This window comes from Flavonifractor sp. An10 (genome assembly GCF_002161215.1).
In the GTDB taxonomy this organism is placed as follows: domain Bacteria; phylum Bacillota; class Clostridia; order Oscillospirales; family Oscillospiraceae; genus Flavonifractor; species Flavonifractor avistercoris.
The window spans coordinates 98751-120222 of sequence record NZ_NFMB01000006.1; the positions used below are offsets into that span (position 1 = coordinate 98751).

The window sequence follows — 21472 nt, forward strand, 5'->3', positions numbered from 1 at the left end:
CATGGAGGGAAAGCAATTCAACCGGCGCACTCTGGCCGTGGCGGCGGTGCTGGCTGTGATGCTGGCGGTGTTCGTCGGCGTGCTCTACAACCTGCAGATCGTCCACGTGGAGGACTACCGGGCCATGTCGGTGGTGAAAATCGACAACCGGGTCACCGTGGAGGGCGCCCGGGGGGAGCTGCTGGACCGGTACGGCCGGGAGCTGGTGACCAACCGGGCGGTGTACCGCATCACCCTGAACACCCGGCTCATGGGGGACGAGGCCGAGCGCAACCCCAACCTGATGGAGCTCATCAACATCTGCCGGGACAACGGCCTGTCCTGGTCGGACAGCCTGCCCATCTCCACCACCGCCCCCTTCACCTACACCACCGACACCCCCTTGGCCTACGAGCTGGAGGGCGGCGGCGTGGCCTTCACCCGGCTGGGCCGCCTGCTCAACGCCCTGCCCCTGGGCGAAACGGTGAAGGCGTCCCTCAACCTGCCCGACACCCGGGACATTGAGGCGGCCAAGGATCTCACCGAGATCCCCGCCGGGCCCACGGCGGAGGAGCTCATTGCCGCCCTGCGCAATTATTTTGAGATCGACCCCGCCTGGTCTGACGAGGACGCCCGGGCCCTCATCGGCGTGCTCTACGAGGTCAACCTGCGCACCTATGAGATCAACCAGCAGGAGTATATCTTCGCCCAGGACGTGGACATCGACGTCATCTCCGCCATCAAGGAGCGGGGGCTCACCGGCGTGTCCGTGGACGCCACCACCGTCCGGGAGTACCAGACCAGCGCCGCCGCCCACCTGCTGGGCCGGGTGGGCTCCATCCAGAACACTACCTGGGACTATTACCGGGAGCTGGGCTACAGCATGAACGACAAGGTGGGCATCGACGGGGCGGAGAGCGCCTTCGAGTCCTACCTGCGGGGGGAGTCGGGCACCCTGGTGCAGGAGCTGGACACCTCCGGCCGGGTGATCAGCGAGTACTGGTACACCAACTCCAAGACCGGCGAGACCGACGAGCCCCAGCCGGGGGACAACGTGATGCTCACCCTGGATCTCCGCCTCCAGGAGAAGGTGGAGGAGATCCTGGCCAACACCATCGAAAACCTGGACTCCGAGGACACCCGGGGCGGCGCCGTGGTGGTGGAGAGCGTGGAGGACGGGGAGATCCTGGCCATGGCCTCCTACCCCACCTACGACCTGGCCACCATCTACAGCGACACCGCTCTCTATAACCAGCTGGCCAATGACACCGTCCTGACACCCTTGGTCAACCGGGCCACCAATGGACGGTACTCCCCCGGCTCCACCTTCAAGCCCCTGGTGGCCATCGCCGCCCTGGAGGAGGGGCTGGTCACCCCCACCGAGGAGATCCAGGACACCGGGCGGCTGGAGCTGCCCGAGGAGGAGCACTACCCCTACGGCGACTCCCACCCACAGTGCTGGATCTACCGGCAGTACGGGGGCAACCACGGGTGGGAGAACCTGGCCGAGGCCCTGCGGGACTCCTGCAACATCTACTTCTACACCCTGGGACACCGGCTGGGCATCGACAAAATCGACGAGTACGCCGCCGCCTTCGGCCTGGGGGAGGCCACCGGGTTTGAGCTGTCCGAGTCGGCCGGCCTGGTGGCCGGCCCCGCCACCAGCGAGGCCCTGAACCAGACCTGGTACGGCGGCGAGGTGCTCAACGCCGCCATCGGCCAGGGCAACACCCTGGTCACCCCCCTCCAGCTGGCCAACTATATGGCCACCCTCCTCAATGGAGGGGACCACCTGGTGCCCCACCTGCTCAAGACCGTCAAATCCAGCGACTACTCCGAGACGGTGTACGAGCAGGAGCGGGAGGTGCGCAACAGCCTGGAGCTGGATCCGGCCAACGTGGACGCCGTCAAGCAGGGCATGTGGGCCGTGGCCAACGACCCGGAGAGCACCGTGGATCAGTACCTCAGCAATCTGGCGGTGGAGGTGGGCGCCAAGACCGGCTCCGCCCAGGTGGGTTCCGCCGAGCGGGAGGCCAACGCCATCTTCACCCTCTTCGCCCCCTACGACGACCCGGAGATCGTCATCTCCATCGTGGTGGAGGGCGGCGCCTCCGGCGGCAACCTGGCACAGGCCGCCGGAGAGATCGTCAACTACTATTTCAGCGCGGAGCACACGGTGGAATCGGTGGACGCCGAGAACACCCTGCTCCGCTGAAGGGAGCCCTTTGTTGTGTGTGATGCCCAGACCTTTGACAGCCGGGATACCCGGTACAAGCAGCCCTACGGCGCCGTCCCCTCCGGAACGGTGGTTCAGCTGACCCTCCGCCCGCCCCGGAGCGGGGGGTTCTCCAAGGGCGTCCTGATCGCCTACTTTGAGCACCGGCAGGAGGAGCGGCACGAGCAGCCCATGACCTGGGCCGGCCTGGACGGCGACCGGGACGTGTTCCAGACGGCGCTGGACACCGGGGACTATGTGGGCCTTGTCTGGTACTCCTTCCGCCTGGAGGGCCTGGACGGCCGGCAGGAGGAGCTGGGGCCCTACCAGCTCACCGTCTACGACGGGGCGGAGGATGTGCCGGAGTGGTTTGGGGAGGGGGTCACCTACCAGATCTTCCCCGACCGCTTCCGCCGCACCCGGGTGCCCGACCCCACCGGCATGGTGGGGGGGCGCAGCGTCCACACCGGCTGGGACGAGGAGCCGGAGTACCGCCCCGACCAAAACGGCGAGGTGCGCAACCGGGACTTCTTCGGCGGCAGCCTGGCCGGCGTGCTGGAGAAGCTGCCCTACCTGCGGGGCCTGGGGGTGGACACCCTCTACTTCTGCCCCGTGTTCGAGGCGCCGGAGAACCACCGCTACGGCACCGGCGACTATGAGAAGATCGACCCCATGCTGGGCACCGAGGCCGACTTCAAGGCCCTGTGCGACGCCGCCCACCAGCTGGGCATGCGGGTGATGCTGGACGGCGTGTTCAACCACCAGGCCTTTGTCAGCCGGTACTTCAACGGCGACGGCTCCTACCAGAGCGTGGGCGCCGCCCAGTCCCAGGACAGCCCCTACTACCCCTGGTACCACTTCTCCCACTGGCCCGACCACTACGACTCCTGGTGGGGCATCTACTCCCTGCCCGCCGTGGACGAGAGCCAGCCCACCTACCGGGACTTCATCTTCGCCGGGGAGAACAGCATCATCCGCCGCTGGCTGAACGCCGGGGCGGACGGCTGGCGGCTGGACGTGGCCGACGAGCTGCCCGACGACTTCGTCCACGGCATCCATGCGGCCGCCCGGCAGGCCAAGCCAGACGCGGTGGTGATCGGCGAGGTGTGGGAGGACGGCTCCAACAAGATCGCCTACGGCGTGCGCCGCAGGCACATCCTGGGCGGCCACTGCGACGGGCTGATGAACTACCCCTTCCGCAACGCCCTGCTCTCCTTCCTGCTGGGGGACGACGCCTTCCACTTCAAGCAGGCCATGGAGACCATCCGGGAGAACTATCCCCCCTTCGCCTGGCGCTCCGCCATGAACTTCCTGGGCACCCACGACACCCCCCGCATCCTCACCCTGCTGGGGGTGGGGGGCGACGGCAAGGATCACTCCAAGGACTGGCGGGCCGCCTTCCGCATGAGCGATGAGCAGTACCAGCGGGGCAGGGCCCGGCTCAGGCTGGGGGCCCTGGTGCTCTTCGCCTTTCCCGGCTCCCCCACCATCTATTACGGGGACGAGGCCGGGCTGGAGGGCTTTGAGGATCCCTTCAACCGCCGCACCTTTCCCTGGGGCCGGGAGGACGAGGAGCTGCTGGCCTGGTACCGAGCCCTGGGGGCCGCCCGGGGACAGCTGGAGGCCCTGCGCCGTGGGGAGCTGACCTGGCTGTACACCCGGGGAAGGGTGCTGGCCTTCCTGCGGGGCGAGGGGGAGCGCGCCGTGCTGGCCGCCGTCAACGCCGGCGACAGGCCGGAGGCCATCACCCTGCCCTGGCCCGCCCGGGACTGGATGACCGGCGGGGAGCTGCCCGCCGGTGCCTGTGAGCTGCCCCCCATGACCGGCTGGCTGCTCACCCCGCGGAAACCGGAGGGCTGAGGATGGAGCAGCCCCTGATCAGCGTCATTATACCGGTATATAACGTGGCCCCTTATCTGGAGCGGTGCCTGGACAGCGTGGCCGCCCAGACCTGGGAGAACCTGGAGGTTTGGCTGGTGGACGACGGCTCCACCGATGGCAGCCTGGCGCTGTGTGAGGCCCGGGCGGAGCAGGATCCCCGCTTCCAAGTGCTCCGGCAGGCCAACGCCGGGGTGTCCGCCGCCCGGAACCGGGGCATGGATCACGCGGCCGGGCAGTACCTCCAGTTCGTGGACGGGGACGACTTTCTCCCCCCCGACGCCACCGAGAACCTGGTGCGCACCGCCGCCGCCACCGGCGCCGACCTGGTGGTGGGCCGCTTCTGGCGGGTGGCGGGCGGCCGGGCCGCCGTCCGGGGCCACATCCGGGAGGCGCGGGTGCTCACCCGGCAGGACTACGCCGAGGAGATGCTCAAGGCCCCGGCCAACTTCTACTACGGCGTGCTGTGGAACAAGCTCTACCGCCGCTCCATTGTGGAGGCCGGGCACCTGCGCTGCGACACCGGCGTCAGCTGGTGCGAGGATTTCCTGTTCAACCTGGAGTACCTGCGCCGGGCCCGCCTCATCGCCGCCTGCGCCCGGCCGGTGTACTGCTACGTGAAGCGGCCGGGCAGCCTGGTGGCCACCCAGGCCACCCCCGCCCGCACCGTGGAGATGAAGCGCACCGTCTTTGCCGCCTACAAGCAGCTCTACCAGGCCCTGGATCTCTACGAGGAGAAGAAGCTCCAGGTCTACGGCTACCTGATCTCCGCCGCCCGGGACGGGGGGAGCGTCTCCCTCCGCCGCCCCCGCCGGCGGCGAAAGGGGAAACTTAAGGAATCCTTTATGTCCCGTTCACAGTCCGTTCACCAACGGCTCCAGAAAGAGGAGTAGGATCAAAAGCGTCAGGAAGAAGTGCTTGCAGACACAACTCCTCACATCTCTCAAACCTCTCTCTATCCACACACACAACAGGAATGGCCCGCCGTTCGGCGGGCCGTTCCTGTTTTTGTTTTTTTGCCCCAGGGGAGACGCGGACATGCCACTTTTGCCGCCGTCTCCCGATCCCATAGAGGGGCCCGGAGGAGAGGAGGGGGCGCCGGAACAGGGCGGCGGGCCGCCGCCGGGGAGGGACATGCTTGGCGAGGTTACAGGAGTTGGCAGAGGACTATATGGACGCGGCGATCAGATTGCGGGCGGCCCTGGACGAGACGCGCGCCGCCATGGAGGACGAGGGGGCGGATCGGAGGGCGCTGGAGGGGCGGGCCCGCCTGCTGGAGGGGATGCTGCGGGAGATGCGGGAGCTGCGCCGGCTCACCGAGGGGTACTATATCCGGCCCAGGGACGGGACATACACCGCCGCGTTCTGGCAGGCTCCGCGCCGGGATAGTCTGGAGTGAGGGCGCGGCGGGGGCAAGCCCCCGCCCTACGCGGGAGCGCCCAGCATTCAGCGGGGAGGAAGGGGGAGTCAGATGTCGGAGGCCCGGGAGGTGCGGGCGCGGGCCAGGGCGCTGCGGGAACAGCGGGGGGCGCTGGAGGCGCGGCTGGCCGCCGGGGAGGGGGATGCCCGGGCCCTGCGGCTGGAGCTGGCCCGGCTGAAGGAGGAGCTGGCGGACTGCGCCCACCGGCTGAAGGAGCTGGAGCCCCGCCACCGGGTGAGCCATGGCACCACCTGGGCGGGGGTGGACGGCTGGAAGTGGGACAGGCTCCAATACCAGACCTGGGCGGAGCTGGAGGGCGCGGAGGAGCCGGAGGGCCCCACCCGGCACGACAGGATGCGCCTGGCGGCCAGGACGGCCCGGGAGCGGGCCGTGACGGAGAAGCAGGGGGAATACCTCTCCCAGGTAGAGAAGGGACGCAGCGCGGCCCAGGCGGCCCGGGAGGCGGGTCGGGATCCCTCCGCCGTGGCCCGCACGGTGCGGAGAGGAAAGGCCAGAATCGCCCGGGACGCCAAGGCCCTGTTTGCCATCCTGGAGGCCCAGGAGAGGCCTGGGCCCCTGGTGCTTGACCTGGCGGAGCCGGCGGTGCTGGGGGCGGTGCTCTCCCTGCTGACGCCCCGGCAGCAGCTGTACCTCTATCTCTACTATGGGGAGTGGCTGAGCCTGCGGGAGATCGGGAGGCTGCTGCGGGTGGATCACGCCTCGGTGCTCCGCTCCATCCGGTGCGCGCTGGAGCGGCTGGAGGCCGTCACCTTGGGCACCGGCGTGGAGGTGCGGGGCCTGGAGGCCCTGGAGGAGGCCCTGGTGGCCCACTTCCACGCCCTGGAGCCGGAGGAGGAGGCTCCGCCCCGGCCCAAGGCCCCGGCGGCCGCCGCCCAGCCACGCAAGCCCATGCCGGCCCACCCCCTGCGGGCGCTGGTGCTCCGCCTGGTGCGGGGCGGGGAGGCGCGCACCGCCCGGCTGGGGGACAGCCTGGCCCGGACGGAGGGGCCCCGGTGGGGCTCGGGGAGGCTGCTGTCCGCCCTGGAGGAATGGGTGGAGCAGGCGCCCGGCCGGGGCAGGGAAAAAGAGAGCAGGCGGCAGAAGCTGGGCCGCCTGCTGGTGAAGATTCTGCGGAAAATCAGGGAGGAGTTGATCGGATGCTGACCATCATCGAGATTGCGGCCAGAGAGGACGGCGGCCACGGCCTGGAGAGCCAGAGCCACCGCACCGAGTGCTGGATGGAGGGGTGGATCGCCGTGCCGGAGGAGCTGGTGGACACCGCCTGGGCCTGCCGGGGTTACTGTGATCTGACCATCCAGGACGGGGTGCTCACCGGCATCACGCCCAAGGATCCGCCCCCGCTGCCCGAGCCCGAGCCCACAGCGGAGGAGCGGCTGAACGACATCGAGGAAGCGATTCAGAGGGGGTTGTCACTGTGAACGTATACGACGCGCTGGCATCGGCCATCTATGTGGCCCGGCAGAACCTGACCGGGGCGGCCATCGACACCGACGACAAGCGGCTGCGGGCCTCGGGGCTGTATGAAGATTGGGCGGAGGGGGCCTACACCGTGGGCGACATCCGCAACGCCAAGGGGCAGACCTGGGAGTGCTTCCAGGCCCACGACACGGCCACCTATCCCGACATCAACCCGGAGAACGCCGCCTGGTTCACCTTCTGGCGGCCCCTCCACGGCACCACGCCGGAGACCGCCCGGCCCTTCGTGCCGGTACAGGGCGCTCACGACATGTACCGGACGGGGGAGTACATGGTCTACACCGACGGCAAGACCAACAGGTGCCTGAGCGACACCAATTTTTCCCCCGAGGACTACCCCCAGGCGTGGGAGGCTACGGCATGAGCAAGTATATCGCGGTCATCCCCAGGGCCGGCATCACCCGGCTGGCCCTGGTGGAGGCCGGGGGCCGCCCCATGGCCCAGGTCAAGGCGGACATCGGGTGCGACTATATCCTCAATTCCTGGTTCTACAATATGAACACCGGCAAGGCCGTGGGCAATCTGTGCATCGACGGGGAGGTCAAGGCGCGGGCCGGCTGGGCGGGCTATGGCCTCACCTGGGACACCGGCCCCGACATCCGCATGGAGGTGGTGCCGGGGGCCAAGGCGGGGCGGAGCTATCTGAGCGGCGTGGAGCTGCTCACCCCCAGCCGGGGGCCGGAGGAGCCCGCCAGCTACCCCGCCGAGTACGGCGGGAAGCGGGGCCGCTCTGCGGCCCTGCTGGCCGGGGAGTACCTGATCCTGTACTGCTCCGGCGACGGCACGGCGGACGCCGCCACACCGGACGCCATGCGGGAGGAGCTGGTGGGAATCGGCACCCTGTGCGCCAGGGCGGAGCAGCTGCGGCTGCTGGGCCTGGACTCCGGCGGCTCCAGCCAGTGCGACTTCGGCGGCGGCCGGAGGATCACCAGCCCCCGGCGGGTGGCGGGGTACCTGTGCGTCTGGACAAAAGAGAGCGGCCAGGAGCCGCCGGAACAGGAGGAGAGGCCTGTGAGCAGAAAGACCGTCTGCCTGGATCCCGGCCACGGGCCGGGCTGCGTCAACGGCGCCCCGGACGGGAGCTATCAGGAGCGGGAATTTACCTGGGATATGTACCGGCGCATCGCCCCCCTGCTGGAACGGCAGGGGGTGCGCGCGCTCTGCACCCGGACGGAGGACAGCGACCCCTCCCTCACCGAGCGGGCCGGGGTGAGCAACCGGGCGGGGGCAGACTGCTACGTCTCCCTCCACTCCAACGCCGCGGGAAACGACGGGTGGTATGACGCCTCCGGCCTGGAGATCTACACCTCCGCCGGGCCGGAGACCGCCCAGCGGAACGTGCTGGCCTCCGCCCTTGCGGAGGCCTTCCGCGCCGCCGGGGTGGCCCTGCGCAGCTCCCCCATCAAGCACCGGATGTATACCGTGCTGGCAAAGACCGACGCCCCCGCCTGCCTCATCGAGTACGGCTTCCACACCTCGAAAGCGGATGTGGAAAAGCTGAAGGACTCCGGCTTCCGGGACAGGCTGGCAGAGGCCACCGCCCGGGGGCTCTGCGCCTGGCTGGGGGCGGCGTGGCAGGAGCCGGCAGAGGATGCCTCCGGGCTGGACGCCGACGTGGATACGCTGGCAGAGGCCGGGGTGATCAGCAACGCCGGCTACTGGAAAGCGGGCCGGTACGCGGCGGACACGGTGGCGGCCCTGATCGGCAGGATGGCCGAATTTGTGAGAGGAGTGGCGTAGATGGAGCACATCAACAGAATCAAGGCCGCGGCGGTGGGGGTTCTGGGGTGCCTCACCGCCCTGTGGGGGTGGTTCGGCTGGCTGGTGGTGGCCTGGATCGGCTGCATGGTGCTGGACTACGCCACCGGCTCCGCCGCCGCCCTGCGCTCCGGGGAGTGGTCGTCCAGGATCGCCCGGGACGGCCTGTGGCACAAGCTGGGGTCTATGGTGGCCGTGCTGGTGGCCGCCATTTTGGACGGGGTGATCCGGCTGGCGCTGGCGCACATTCCCGCCCTGGAGCTGCCCTTTGAGTACACCGTGTTCGTCAGCGTCCTGGTGCTGGTGTGGTATATCCTCACCGAGCTGGGCTCCGTGGTGGAAAACGCGGGAGCCCTGGGGGCGCCTGTCCCCGCCTGGCTGGCCCGCATGCTGGCCGCCCTGGAGAGCGGCGTGGACAGGACGGGCTCCGCCATGGGCGGGGACGGGGAGGAATGAGGACGGCGGGCCCTTACCCCACCCGGTTGCGCAGGGGCTCCCCCCGCAGATAGCGGCCCAGGTTGTCCAGGGCGATGGCGGCAATGCGGCGGGCGGTGTCGGGCAGGTGGTCGCCGCCGGCGGCGTGGGGGGTGATCAGGGCCCGGGGCTGGCGCCAGAGGGGGTGCTCCGGCGGCAGGGGCTCCGGATCGGTCACGTCCAGTCCGGCCCCCCACAGGCGGCCGGACTCCAGCACCTCCGCCAGGGCGGCGCAGTCCACCACGCTCCCCCGGCCGCCGTTGAGGAGGATGGCGTCCTCCTTCAGGCGCAGCAGCCGCTCCCGGCCGAACAGGCCCGCCGTCTCCGGCGACTGGGGCAGGGTCAGGGCCACCACGTCGGCCCGGGGCAGCAGCTCGTCCAGCTCGGAGAAGCCGTACATGTGCTGGATGCCGTCGGCGGGGCGGGCGGGATCCCGGCGCACGCCGGCGGTATGGGCCCCCAGGGCCAGGCACAGCCGGGCGAAGGAGGCGCCCAGATCCCCGGTGCCCACCACCAGCACCTGGGCGTCCAGCAGGGTGCGGGCCCGGCCCAGATCCTGCCACCGGGCCTGCATCTGCTGATCCCGGTACTGGGGCAGGCGCTTCATGAGGGCGAGCAGCATGGCAAACAGGTGCTCCGACACCGAGTGGCCGTAGGCCCCGGTGGAGCAGGTCAGCAGAACCCCCTCCGGCAGGACGCCGGGGGCGGTGTAGGCGTCCACCCCGGCGCTGCGGGTGTGGAGCCAGCGCAGGCCTGCCGCCCCCTTCAGGGCGGCGGGGGGCGGGTTGCCCAGGATCACCTCGGCCCCGGCATAGTCGGCGGCGTCCAGATCTCCGGCGGCGGCGAAGCACTGGGAGACGCCGGGGGCGGCGGCCAGGAAGGCCTCCTTCTCCGCCGGCGTGAGGCTGAGCAGGTTGAGAATCTTGTCCATGGTTCGGTTCGCTCCTTTCAGGGGTATGGTACCACCCTTTGGGGCGGGGGGCAACTTCGGAAAACTGAACCTCGACGGGGGATCCATAAGCGGGAATATGAGAAAGCCCGCCATGGATCAGTTCTTTTAAGCCTTTCTTCAGTTTATCCAATTTGATTTCTGTTCCATCCCGTGGTACAATGCTTTCACAATCCATTGCAGATGCGTTCCCTTTGCAAAGGAAGCTTTCGGAGCCGCTCACTGCCAACAGCCATCCGAGGCCATCCATTTGAAACAAAAAGGAGTGCATTGCTATGTCCAATACCCCGAAGGTTGCCGCCATGGAGGTCTTTCCTGTGGCGGGCAAGGATTGCATGGAACTGAACCTCTCCGGCGCCCACGCCCCCTATTTCACCCGCAACGTGGTGGTGCTCACCGACGACCGGGGCAACACCGGCATCGGCGAGGTGCCCGGCGGCCAGAAGATCACCAAGGCGCTGGAGGATGTGAAGCACCTGGTGGAGGGCACCAGCGTGGCCGACTACAAGATGACCCTGCGCAGGATCAACGAGTGGCTCTCCGCCAACATCAAGGACGACGTGCGGGGACAGCAGACCTTCGACCTGCGCACCGGCGTCCACGTGGTCACCGCCGTGGAGACCCCCCTGCTGGATCTGCTGGGCCAGTACCTGGAGGTGCCCATGGCCGCCCTGCTGGGCGACGGCATCCAGCGGGAGCGGGTGCGCTTCCTGAGCTACCTGTTCTACGTGGGCGACCGGAAGAAGACCGACCTGCCCTACTACTCCGAGCCGGACTCCGACTGCGCCTGGTACCGCCTGCGCCACGAGGAGGCCCTCACCCCCGACGCCATCGTGGCCCTGGCCAGGGCCACCTATGACAAGTACGGCTTTGAGGACTTCAAGCTCAAGGGCGGCGTGCTGGAGGGCAAGGAGGAGCTGAAGGCCGTCCAGGCCCTGAAGGAGGCCTTCCCCAAGGCCCGCATCACCCTGGATCCCAACGGCGGCTGGCTGCTGAAGGACGCGCTGGCCCTGGCGCCCGAGCTGAAGAAGGTGCTGGCCTACTGCGAGGATCCCTGCGGCGCCGAGGGCGGCTTCTCCGGCCGGGAGATCATGGCCGAGTTCCGCCAGGAGAGCGGCATGCCCACCGCCACCAACATGATCGACACCGACTGGCGGCAGATGCGCCACTGCATCGCCCTGCACAGCGTGGACATCCCCCTGGCCGACCCCCACTTCTGGACGATGGCCGGCTCCGTCCGGGTGGGCCAGATGTGCAACGACTTCGGCCTGATGTGGGGCTGCCACTCCAACAACCACTTCGACATCTCCCTGGCCATGATGACCCAGTGCGCCGCCGCCGTGCCCGGCAAGCTCAACGGCATCGACACCCACTGGATCTGGCAGGAGGGGCTGGAGCGCCTCACCAAGGCGCCCCTGCAGATCGTGGACGGCTGCATCGACCTGCCGGAGCGGCCCGGCCTGGGCGTGGAGCTGGATAGGGAGCAGCTGATGAAGGCCCACCAGCTCTATCTGGACAACTGCCTGGGCGGCCGGGACGACGCCGTGGGCATGCAGTATCTCATCCCCGGCTGGAAGTTCGACCCCAAGCGGCCCTGCCTGGTGCGCTGAGGGTCAACGGCAGAGGTTAGACGGCGGCGCCGCCCGGGATTTCCCAGGCGGCGCCGCTTTTTTGACAACCCGGGCCGCGCGGCGGCCGGAAGGAGGCACCTTATGGCAAAATTCGGACTGCTCCTCCCCCGGATGGAGATGGTGGAGCCCGCCGGGCGCATCGCCCGGGAGCTGGGGATGGACGTGGTGCTCAACCAGTCCACCAGCACCGAGCAGGTGCTGGAGGTGGCCGCCGAGGCCCGGCGGCTGGGGGCGGACATCCTGGTGGCCCGGGGGCGGCAGGCCTCCATCCTGCGGGCCCACACCGACTTCCCCCTGGTGGAGATCCAGCTCACCGGCCTGGAGATCGCCCGGCTCCTCCACCGGGCCCGCCGCCTGGCCCCCCAGGGGGCCCGGCCCCGCATCGGCGTGGTGACCATCCCCAACATGGTGGGCAGCATCCAGGGCTTTGAGGACATCCTGGACATCGAGCTGCGCACCTACTTCGTGGAGGGCAACGAGGAGATGGAGCGGGGGGCCCAGCAGGCCATCGCCGACGGGATGGACGTGATTCTGGGGGGCGACTTCGTCAACGCCTACTGCCGCCGGCTGGGCAAGCGCACCCTGTTCTTCGAGGGCACCGAGGACTCCCTGCGCACCAGCCTGCTCCACGCCCGCAGCGTGGGGCTCATCACCGACACCGAGCGGCGCAACACCGCCCACCTCCAGGCCCTGCTGGACTACTCCTTCAACGGGATTCTGGAGCTGGATCCCGACGGGGTGGTGGTGCGGAGCAACGACGTGGCCTGCAAGATCCTGGAGCTGGAGCGGGACAAGCTGGAGGGCCAGCCCCTGGCCTCCCTCATGCCCCGGGAGGACGCCGAGCTGTGGCTGGACGCCCTGACCCAGCGGCGGGAGCTCTACGCCTCGGTGCTCAACGTGGCGGGGGTGTACGTGGTGGCCAACGCCGCGCCGGTGGCGGATCTGGACGCGGTGGAGGGGATGGTCTTCTCCTTCTACGAGATGCAGCAGATGGAGCGGCAGGGCGAGCGGGCCCTGCGGGAGCGGTACCGCCTCCAGCGCTATCTGGCCCACGGCCGCTTCGAGGACGTGAGCCACACCAGCCGGGAGATGTCCCGGCTGGTCAAGCTGGCCCGCTCCTTCGCCGAGACCGGGCAGCCCATCCTCCTCTGGGGGGAGGTGGGCAGCGGCAAGTCCCTCTTCGCCCAGAGCATCCACAACACCAGCCCCTGCGCCCGGGGGCCCTTTGTCACCTTCGACTGCGCCGCCCGGGAGGCGGATCAGCGGGCCCTCCTGGCCCAGGCGGGCAGGGCGGCGGACGGCGGCACCCTCTACCTGGACAACCTGGAGCATCTGACCCAGGGGGGCCAGCGGGTGCTGTGCCGCCTGCTGCGGGAGGGGGTAGTCCACCTCCCCGAGGAGGCGGCCCCCACCCCGTCCGCCGTGCGGGTGATCGCCTCCACCACCGGGGATCTGGCCCAGCTGGTGGAGGAGGGCACCTTCCAGGCGGAGCTGTACTACCTGCTCATCCCCCTGCGGCTGGCCCTGCCGCCCCTGCGCACCCGGCCGGAGGATCTCAACCAGGCCATCGACATGTGCCTGGACGACTGCGTGGTGAAGTTCAAGCGCTACGTGGTGCTCACCAAGGAGGCCCGCAAGCGGCTCAACGACTACTCCTGGCCGGGCAATTACATCCAGCTGCGGGCCTTCCTGGAGCGGATGGTGCTCACCGCCCCCTCCCGGACGGTGAACGCCAGCTATGTGATGGGCCTGCTCCAGGAGCTCTACCCCGTCTCCACCGCCCGCAGCGAGGGGGCCCAGGCCCAGGAGATGCCGGACTCCGAGGGGGCCCGCCTGGCGGAGGTGCTCTCCCGCAACGGGGGAAACCGCGCCGCCGCGGCCGCCGAGCTGGGCATCAGCAAGACCACCCTGTGGCGGCGGATGAAGCAGTACGGCGTCAAGGATCACTACGGCACGTGAATGAAAAGCAAGGCGCGCCGCCCATATGGGCGGCGCGCCTTGCTCAGCGTGTCAAAAAAGTCTCGCAGAGTTTGCGCCCGCAGGCGCGAAAAAACTGGAATCTGTTTTCTCCGGCGACATGTGCGTCGGAGAAAACACTTCTCAGGCCGCAAGTGTGGGATTTGTCCGCCTGAAGCGGACAAATCCTGCGCGCGGCGGACTGCATCCTGCTCGAAAAAGCGGCTTTGCCACTTTTTCGACAGTCTCAGGCGCGCCGCCCGTATGGGCGGCGCGCCTTTGCGTGTCTGCTTTATTTCGCCAGGGTGTCGGAGAGCCTGAGGATCCCGTCCAGCTCGGGCAGGAAGTCCACCCGGGCCACCGCGTCGGTGGGGGCGATGCGGCTGGACACCTTCTGCCCCAGGATGCGGTTGGTGACGAACACATGGAGCCGGTCTCCCTGGACGCACACGGCCAGGGGCCGGTCGGTGCCCTCGGCCAGCTTGCGCAGGGCGGCCAGGAACTCGTGCCCCGGCACGTCGGGGGCGCCCTCCGGCCGGAGGGCGTACCAGGTGCCGTCCTCCATCCAGTCCGGGCCGAAGCCCACCACCCGCTTCAGGCCGGACTCCCGGCGGAACCAGGCGTCCCGGGAGGGCTTCATCATCACCCGCTCCTGGATGAGCCGCCAGTCCAGGCCGGTGTCCCGGCCCAGCTCCACCGTCACCCAGGTGCCCACCACGAATTCGTGGTGGGTTTTCCCGTCCATGGGGAAGGAGTTGGTAAAGCCCGCGTCCCCCAGGCGCACCGGCCGGTTCCGCCAGCGGCCGGCGCCCCCCTCCTTGATCAGGACGGAGCCCTTGGCCTCGCTGGCGGCCACCAGCCTGGCCCGGCACAGCTCCTCCTCGGTCAGGGTGGGCTCCGCCGTGTGGCGGGGCTCCTCCAGCCGGCGGGCCAGGGTGTACTGCCCGCAGGCGTGGATGAAGGCGCGCTGATAGGCCCTGCCGGCGGGGCGCACCACCACCAGGTGGTAGATCAGGCTGGCCGCCACCAGAACCAGGGTCACCCGCCTGTCCACAAAGAAAAAGATCAGCGCCAGCACCGCCGCGGCCAGGTAGGCCAGATAGAGCAGCCGCAGCCGCCGGTATTGACGGCGCAGGCCGTCCACCAGTTCCAGGTTTTCCGCTTTCATCGCCAGACGCTCCTTTTATAATACGAATTGAAATACTGCGGGGCCCGGCCGTCCGGGCCGCCAGATTCAGTGTATCAAAGTTCTCCGCCGGAGACAAGGGATTGTGCGCCAAACTGGAACCCGGTGCAGATTGTGCGTTTTAGCCAAAAAATATTTCTGATTTTATTGCAGACTATCAAAAACAACGGGGAGATCCCAAGATTTTACAAAAAATGGAGAAATGATGATTTCACGGATGAAACGATTTCCGGGGTGATTTGAAAAATCCCGTTCAAATTGATGAACTGGCGACAGACTTTACAATTTTTTCACCGCGATTCAAGGCTATTTGCGAATAGAAATCCGGCCTTCCATCCTGCTATGATATGCACGGTAGTGAAGCGGTTCCCAGTTCAGCAACTCATTTCAGCAACCCAAACCCCAGGCAAGCAGCGACAAATCTGAAGAGATTGAAAGGAAGGAATGAACAATGAAGTTCAAAAAACTGATTGCTCTGCTTCTGTCCGCGTCCATGGCGGTGGGCCTGCTGGCCGGCTGCGGCGGCACCGGCGGCACCAGCAGCACCCCCAGCGGCGACGCCGGCTCCGGCACCGAGGAGAGCAGCGCCCCCGCTGACAACGCCTCCGGCGAGAGCAGCCTGAAGGGCAAGCGCGTGCGCGTGGTCATCGGCTCCACCTCCACCGGCGGCGACTCCTACATGATCGCCGACATGGTGACCCGCTATCTGGGCGAGGAGATGGGCTTCAACGGCAAGGTGGACGCCATCGGCAACGCCCAGGCTCTGGACACCATCTCCAAGGCCAAGGGCGACGGCACCACCATCATGATGTTCCACGACATGGCCTACCTGAGCGTCCTGTTCGGCGCCGTGGGTGAGCAGTACTCCCTGGACAACCTGACCGTGGGCCCCCGCATCGGCATCAACCCCGGCGGCTGCTTCGTGTCCCACGCCGACGCCCCCTACAACAACCTGAGCGAGGCCGCCCAGTGGCTGGCCGACAACCCCAGCGAGACCATCACCGTGAACATTGAGTCCGGCTCCGCCTCCCACCTGGACTTCGTGGTCTGGTACATGTGGGTGCAGGAGCAGTACGGCGACGAGGTGGCCAGCCGCATCCGCGCTCTGGTGGGCGGCACCACCGACGAGAAGAAGCAGCGCCTGTGGGACGGCAACGCCGACATCATCTACGCCGACTACTCCTCCTGCGTGGAGTTCACCCGCGAGGGCGTGGACGCCCAGTTGGCCATGAAGCTGTTTGACACCTGCGGCAACCTGGAGGGCTCCGGCGTCATCTCCATGGAGGAGGACGGCATCACCTTCAACGGCGAGCCCTTCGTGTTCGACAAGGACTTCTTCATGCTCTTCCCCAAGGATATGGACGAGGGCATCCTGAACGAGATCACCGCCGCCATGCAGAAGGTGTGCGAGAACCCCGACTTCCAGGCCGAGCTGGCCAACCTGCTGTACAGCAACGTGACCGCTGAGGACGCCGATCTGGAGGCCTCCCGCGCCTTCATCGAGAACAAGGCCGCCATCGCCCAGGAGATCATCGACGTGGCTCCCACCCTGGACGAGCTGACCTGATCCTCACCCTTTCCACCGCACCTGTATGGAATCGGGCGCCCCGCCGGGGCACGGCCGGAGTCTGGCCCTTCGGCGGGGCGCCCGCCCATTCCTGATGAAAGAGAGGTAACGAGATGCGTATCAACGTAGAGTACTCGACCCAGCACTGGATCTTCCCCATCATCACCATCGGCGTGCTGGTCATCCTGGGCGTGCTGCTCATCGCCCTGGAGGGCCGGGCCCGGGTGAAGGCGGGGGGCAGCTTCTTCGCCAAGCCCGGCCGCTTCTTCGCCGAGAACTATGACAAGTTCAAGTTCTGGGGCTGCATCGTGCTGATGATCGTCTATTTCTTCTTCCTGGACAAACTGGGCTTCACCTTCTGGTCTATGATCTGCCTGTATCTGTTCAACACCCTGTTTGCCAACAAGGCCCAGCTGAAGAGCGCCAAGTACCACGTGATCAGCGTGATCATCTCCGTGGTGGCCTGCCTGCTCATCAGCATCGTGTTCGGCACCCTGTTCGCAATCACCCTGCCCTCCGGACTCTTCACCATCGAGATTCCGTCCCTGGGCTTCATCCTGTACTGAGAAAGGCTGGTGAACGTTTATGCCATTCGCTTTTGGCCCTGAATATCTGGCCGTGGCGCTGTTCGGCGTCGTGATCGGCATCATCTTCGGCGCAATCCCCGGCATGACGGCCACCATGGCCGTGGCCGTGTTCCTCCCCCTGACCTACGCCTACTCCATGGAGATGGCCCTCTACCTGCTGCTGGGCCTCTACGTGGGCGGCATTTCCGGCGGCCTGGTTCCCGCCATTCTCATCAACATCCCCGGCACCCCCTCGTCGGTGTGCACCACCTTTGACGGACACCCAATGGCCCTGAAGGGCCAGGGCGAGCGGGCCCTGAAGATCGGCATCACCTCCTCCTTCATCGGCGGCATGATCTCCCTGGTGGTGCTGGCCCTGTTCACCCCCGTGCTGGCCGCCTGGGCCATCAAGTTCTCCGCCGTGGAAAAGTTCCTCATCATCCTCTTCGCCCTCACCGTCATCGCCGCCCTGTCCCGGGGTCAGATGCTCCGCGGCATCTGGATCGGCATGCTGGGCGTGCTCATTGCCATGATGAACCAGTTCTCCGTGAACAACATGTACCGCATGGTGCCCAAGTTCCTGGAGAGCCAGATGCAGAGCGGCTTCCAGCTCTTCCCCGTGCTCATCGGCCTGTTCGCCGTGTCCGAGATGCTGGAGCAGTGCGAGACCGGCATGCACGCCTCCTACAGCAAGGACGACACCCTGGAGATCAAGAACGACGTGAAGTTCAACTTCTTCCGGGACTTCAAGGGTCAGGTGATCAACGTCATCCGCTCCGCCCTGCTGGGCACCTTCATGGGCATCCTCCCCGGCGTGGGCGGCTCCGCGGCCTCCCTCATCGCCTACTCCCAGGCCAAGAGCTGGTCTAAGCACCCCGAGCTGCTGGGCACCGGCGTGCCTGAGGGCCTGATCGCCTCCGAGACCTCCAACAACGGCCTGACCGGCGGCGCCCTGGTGCCCCTGCTGAGCCTGGGCATCCCCGGCGACTCCACCACCGCCGTGCTCATCGGCGCCTTCATGCTCCAGGGCATCCAGGTGGGCCCCCTCTTCATCACCAACAACCCGGAGATCTGGAACACCGTGCTGGTGGCCCTGCTGTGCTGCAACATCCTGATGTACCTGGTCATGTTCTTCCCGGTGAAGCTGCTGGCCAAGATCATCCTGATCCCCCAGGAGCGGCTCTACCCCGTGGTGCTGATGATGTGCACCGTGGGCGCCTACGCCACCCTCAACGGCCGCATGTTCGACGTGTGGTGCCTGCTGGTCTTCGGCATCGTGGGCCTGCTCATCAAGAAGTTCCACTTCCCCGTGTCCTGCTTCCTCATCGGCTTCATCCTGGGCGGCGATTTGGAGGACTACTTCATCCAGGTGCTCACCACCTACAACGGCTATCTCACCGGCCTGTTCGTGCGCCCCATGGCCTGGGTCATCTGGGCGCTGATCATCCTGTCCGTCGTCTACGCCGTGCTGGACAACCGCAAGGCCAAGCGCCAGGCCGCGGAAGAGGCCGCCGCCAAAAAGTAAGAGAGGGGGTCGCGCTGTGAGCGCACCGCTGTACATCAAGGTCAAGGACGAGGACAACGTGGCCATCGCCGTGGAAGACATCGCCGCGGGCACCCAGGTGATGCCCGGCGTGATCACCCGGCAGGACATCCCCCAGGCCCACAAGATCGCCCTGACCGACATCCCCAAGGGGGGAGAGATCATCCGCTACGGGGTGGTTCTGGGCTACGCCAAGGATCCCATCCCCGTGGGGGCCTGGATCAACGAGCACATGCTGGAGCTGCCCCAGTCCCCCGGCCTGGACGACATGCCCTACGGCACCAACATCGTCCCCCCGGAGAAGCTGCCCGACCCGCCCCGCACCACCTGGCTGGGCTACCGCAATGAGCACGGCCCCGCCGGCACCCGCAACCTGCTGGGCATCGTCACCACCGTTCAGTGCGCCGCCGGCGTGGTCAACGTGGCGGTGGAGCGCATCAAGCGCGAGCTGCTGCCCAAGTACCCCAACGTGGACGGCGTGGTGGCGGTGAACCACCCCTACGGCTGCGGCGTGGCCATCAAGGCCCGGGAGGCCCACATCCCCATCCGGGCGGTGACCAACCTCATCCGCCACCCCAACTTCGGCGGGGAGCTGATGGTGGTGGGCCTGGGCTGTGAAAAGCTCACCTACGACATGGTGCTGCCCCCCGAGGACATCACCCCCGAGAACACCCTCACCCTCCAGGACTACCCCGGCCACGACGCCATGATGGACGCCCTGATGGCCATGGCGGAGAAGAAGCTGGAGAAGCTCAACCGGCGCCGCCGGGAGGAGCTGCCCCTCAGCGAGCTGCTCATCGGCATGCAGTGCGGCGGCAGCGACGCCTTCTCCGGCCTCACCGCCAACCCCAGCGCCGGCTACGCCGCCGACATGCTGGTGAAGGGCGGAGCCACCGTGCTGTTCAGCGAGGTCACCGAGGTGCGGGACGGCGTCCACCTGCTGGCCGCCCGGTGCCGCGACGCGGCCGCCCGCGACAAGCTGGCCGCCGAGATGAAGTGGTACGACGACTACCTGGACGCCGGCGGGGTGGATCGGGACGCCAACCCCACCCCCGGCAACAAGAAGGGCGGCCTGGCCAACATCGTGGAGAAGGCCATGGGCTCCATCGCCAAGTCGGGCACCGCCCCCATCGAGGAGGTGCTCTCCCCCGCGGAGAAGCCCCACAAGCACGGCCTGATCTACGCCGCCACCCCCGCCAGCGACATCGTCTGCGGCCCCTCCCAGCTGGCCAGCGGCATCGGCCTGCAGGTCTTCATGACCGGCCGGGGCACCCCCTACGGCCTGGCCGCCGCGCCGGTGATCAAGGTCTGCTCCCGCAATGAGATGAAGGAGCACTGGTTCGACCTCATCGACGTGAACGCCGGCCCCATCGCCACCGGGGAGAAGACCATCGCCGACGTGGGCACCGAGCTGTTCCACCTGATCCTGGACGTGGCCAGCGGCATCAAGCAGCCCTACTCCGACCAGTACGGGTTCCACAACGACCTGTGCATCTTCAACCCCGCGCCCATCACTTAAATACGGAAAGGTTTGTTTCGCATGGAAATCAGACAGGGGGGCGTGGTCTCGCGCCTGCTGGCCGACGTGGCCATTCCCCGCATGTTCCGGGCGGAACAGGTATTTCCCCGGGAGCATATCGCACCCGGGGAAATACCCTCTGTGGTGGAGCGTGAGCTCTCCAGAGAGCCCTTCCGCTCCAAAATCCGGCCCGGCATGACCGTGGCCGTCACCGCCGGCAGCCGGGGCATCGCCAACGTGGACATCATCACCCGGGCCGTGGTGGACTTCGTCAAGGCCCGGGGGGCCGTCCCCTTCATCGTGCCCGCCATGGGCAGCCACGGCGGCGCCACCGCCCAGGGCCAGCTGGACATCCTGGCCGGCTACGGCATCACCCCCGACACCATGGGCTGCGAGATCCGCAGCAGCATGGAGGTGGTGGAGCTGGGCGTCTCCGACACCGGCATGCCGGTGTACCTGGACAAAAACGCCTACAGCGCCGACGGCATCATCCTGTCCTGCCGCCTCAAGCCCCACAACGCCTTCCGGGGCCCCTACGAGAGCGGCCCCTGCAAGATGATGACCGTGGGCCTGGGCAAGCAGAGGGGGGCCGAGCGGGTTCACGCCGCCGGCATGGACAAGATCGGCGAGAACATCCCCTCCATGGCCAAAGTGGTGCTGGAAAAGGCCCCCATCCTCTTCGCCATCCCCTGCATCGAGAACGCCTACGACCAGACCTGGCGTATCGAGGCCATCGACAGGGACGACATCCTGACCCGGGAGCCGGAGCTGCTCCGGGAGGCCTTCGCCCGCATGCCCTCCCTGCTGGTGGGCGAGGGCGACGTGCTGGTGGTGGACGAGACGGGAAAAAACTACTCCGGCACCGGGGTGGATCCCAACATCACCGGCACCTTTTCCACCCCCTACGCCCACGGCGGCGTGAAAGTCCAGCGCACCTGCTTCCTGGATCTCAGCGCCGCCAGCCACGGCAACGCCCTGGGGGTGGGCCTGGCCAATGTGATCACCAGGCGGTTTTTTGACAAGATCGACCCGGAGATGATGTATCCCAACTGCATCACCTCCACCGTCCTCACCTCCGCCCGCATCCCCTGCGTGGTGGCCACCGACAAGGAGGCCGTCCAGATGTGCATCCGCACCTGCAACGGCATCGACCCCGCCCGGGTTCGGGTGATCCGCATCCCCAACAGCCTGCACATCGGCCATATCATGCTCAGCGAGGCCTACTATCAGGACATGCTGGCCGGGAAATGGCCGGGCCTCATTGCCCGGTCTGCGCCGGAGGAGCTCTCCTTCGACCCGTCCGGGGCGCTGACCACCCCCATCGAGGCGTAGGC

General features: G+C 67.6%; 18 protein-coding genes. 16 read left to right on the forward strand and 2 right to left on the reverse strand.

From position 1 onward, the window contains the following. Window position 1: 1 nt before the first annotated feature. The 9 genes from B5E42_RS11745 to B5E42_RS11785 all read left to right on the forward strand — a co-directional run bounded on the left by B5E42_RS11745 (window position 2) and on the right by B5E42_RS11785 (window position 9203). Window positions 2-2194, forward strand: coding sequence for a penicillin-binding transpeptidase domain-containing protein (locus tag B5E42_RS11745; RefSeq protein WP_087239869.1), 2193 nt, complete (start codon window positions 2-4; stop codon window positions 2192-2194). Window positions 2195-2209: 15 nt separating this feature from the next. Further along, on the forward strand, window positions 2210-4054 hold the full coding sequence (locus tag B5E42_RS11750; protein ID WP_087239871.1) for a glycoside hydrolase family 13 protein: 1845 nt from the start codon (window positions 2210-2212) through the stop codon (window positions 4052-4054). A gap of 2 nt (window positions 4055-4056) precedes the next feature. Then, the gene (locus B5E42_RS11755; RefSeq protein ID WP_087239872.1) at window positions 4057-4965 is read left to right on the forward strand and encodes a glycosyltransferase family 2 protein; all 909 of its coding nucleotides are present in this window, start codon (window positions 4057-4059) and stop codon (window positions 4963-4965) included. Window positions 4966-5210: 245 nt separating this feature from the next. After that, window positions 5211-5471 (forward strand): hypothetical protein, encoded by a 261-nt coding sequence (locus tag B5E42_RS11760; RefSeq protein ID WP_087239875.1) that lies wholly within the window; start codon window positions 5211-5213, stop codon window positions 5469-5471. Between the two features lie 72 nt (window positions 5472-5543). Beyond that, a complete protein-coding gene (locus B5E42_RS11765; RefSeq protein WP_087239877.1) occupies window positions 5544-6656 on the forward strand; it encodes a hypothetical protein in 1113 nt (370 codons plus the stop codon). Next, window positions 6650-6931 carry a toxin-antitoxin system toxin subunit gene (locus tag B5E42_RS11770; RefSeq protein ID WP_242967115.1) on the forward strand — a complete coding sequence of 94 codons (282 nt, stop codon included), beginning with the start codon at window positions 6650-6652 and terminating at the stop codon, window positions 6929-6931. Before B5E42_RS11765 ends, B5E42_RS11770 begins: the two co-directional genes overlap by 7 nt. Then, window positions 6928-7353, forward strand: a complete 426-nt coding sequence (locus tag B5E42_RS11775) for a hypothetical protein (protein ID WP_087239879.1) — start codon at window positions 6928-6930, stop codon at window positions 7351-7353. Before B5E42_RS11770 ends, B5E42_RS11775 begins: the two co-directional genes overlap by 4 nt. Beyond that, entirely contained in the window at window positions 7350-8729 is a 1380-nt protein-coding gene (locus B5E42_RS11780) for an N-acetylmuramoyl-L-alanine amidase (RefSeq protein WP_087239881.1), read from the forward strand. The genes B5E42_RS11775 and B5E42_RS11780 overlap by 4 nt, the downstream gene beginning before the upstream one ends. Continuing rightward, complete coding sequence (locus B5E42_RS11785) at window positions 8730-9203, forward strand: phage holin family protein (RefSeq protein WP_087239883.1); 474 nt, start codon at window positions 8730-8732, stop codon at window positions 9201-9203. It begins immediately after the preceding gene. A gap of 13 nt (window positions 9204-9216) precedes the next feature. On the opposite strand, the gene B5E42_RS11790 is transcribed toward B5E42_RS11785, so the two are convergent. Then, complete coding sequence (locus B5E42_RS11790) at window positions 9217-10152, reverse strand: D-2-hydroxyacid dehydrogenase (RefSeq protein WP_087239885.1); 936 nt, start codon at window positions 10150-10152, stop codon at window positions 9217-9219. Window positions 10153-10445: 293 nt separating this feature from the next. Between B5E42_RS11790 and B5E42_RS11795 the strand changes: the two genes are divergently transcribed. Beyond that, on the forward strand, window positions 10446-11780 hold the full coding sequence (locus tag B5E42_RS11795; RefSeq protein WP_087239887.1) for an enolase C-terminal domain-like protein: 1335 nt from the start codon (window positions 10446-10448) through the stop codon (window positions 11778-11780). 102 nt (window positions 11781-11882) lie between these two features. After that, window positions 11883-13760, forward strand: coding sequence for a PrpR N-terminal domain-containing protein (locus tag B5E42_RS11800; protein WP_087239889.1), 1878 nt, complete (start codon window positions 11883-11885; stop codon window positions 13758-13760). 289 nt (window positions 13761-14049) lie between these two features. Here the strand turns inward: B5E42_RS11800 and B5E42_RS11805 are convergent, their stop codons facing one another. Next, window positions 14050-14925 (reverse strand): hypothetical protein, encoded by an 876-nt coding sequence (locus B5E42_RS11805; protein ID WP_087239891.1) that lies wholly within the window; start codon window positions 14923-14925, stop codon window positions 14050-14052. Window positions 14926-15394: 469 nt separating this feature from the next. Here B5E42_RS11805 and B5E42_RS11810 point away from each other — a divergent pair, with 469 nt between their 5' ends. The 5 genes from B5E42_RS11810 to B5E42_RS11830 all read left to right on the forward strand — a co-directional run bounded on the left by B5E42_RS11810 (window position 15395) and on the right by B5E42_RS11830 (window position 21470). Continuing rightward, a complete protein-coding gene (locus B5E42_RS11810; RefSeq protein ID WP_087239893.1) occupies window positions 15395-16510 on the forward strand; it encodes a hypothetical protein in 1116 nt (371 codons plus the stop codon). Between the two features lie 113 nt (window positions 16511-16623). Then, a complete protein-coding gene (locus tag B5E42_RS11815; protein ID WP_087239895.1) occupies window positions 16624-17076 on the forward strand; it encodes a tripartite tricarboxylate transporter TctB family protein in 453 nt (150 codons plus the stop codon). 19 nt (window positions 17077-17095) lie between these two features. Beyond that, window positions 17096-18601 carry a tripartite tricarboxylate transporter permease gene (locus tag B5E42_RS11820; protein ID WP_087239897.1) on the forward strand — a complete coding sequence of 502 codons (1506 nt, stop codon included), beginning with the start codon at window positions 17096-17098 and terminating at the stop codon, window positions 18599-18601. Window positions 18602-18617: 16 nt separating this feature from the next. After that, the gene (gene garD, locus B5E42_RS11825; RefSeq protein ID WP_087239899.1) at window positions 18618-20138 is read left to right on the forward strand and encodes a galactarate dehydratase; all 1521 of its coding nucleotides are present in this window, start codon (window positions 18618-18620) and stop codon (window positions 20136-20138) included. A gap of 21 nt (window positions 20139-20159) precedes the next feature. After that, a complete protein-coding gene (locus B5E42_RS11830) occupies window positions 20160-21470 on the forward strand; it encodes a lactate racemase domain-containing protein (protein ID WP_087239901.1) in 1311 nt (436 codons plus the stop codon). Window positions 21471-21472 lie beyond the last annotated feature (2 nt).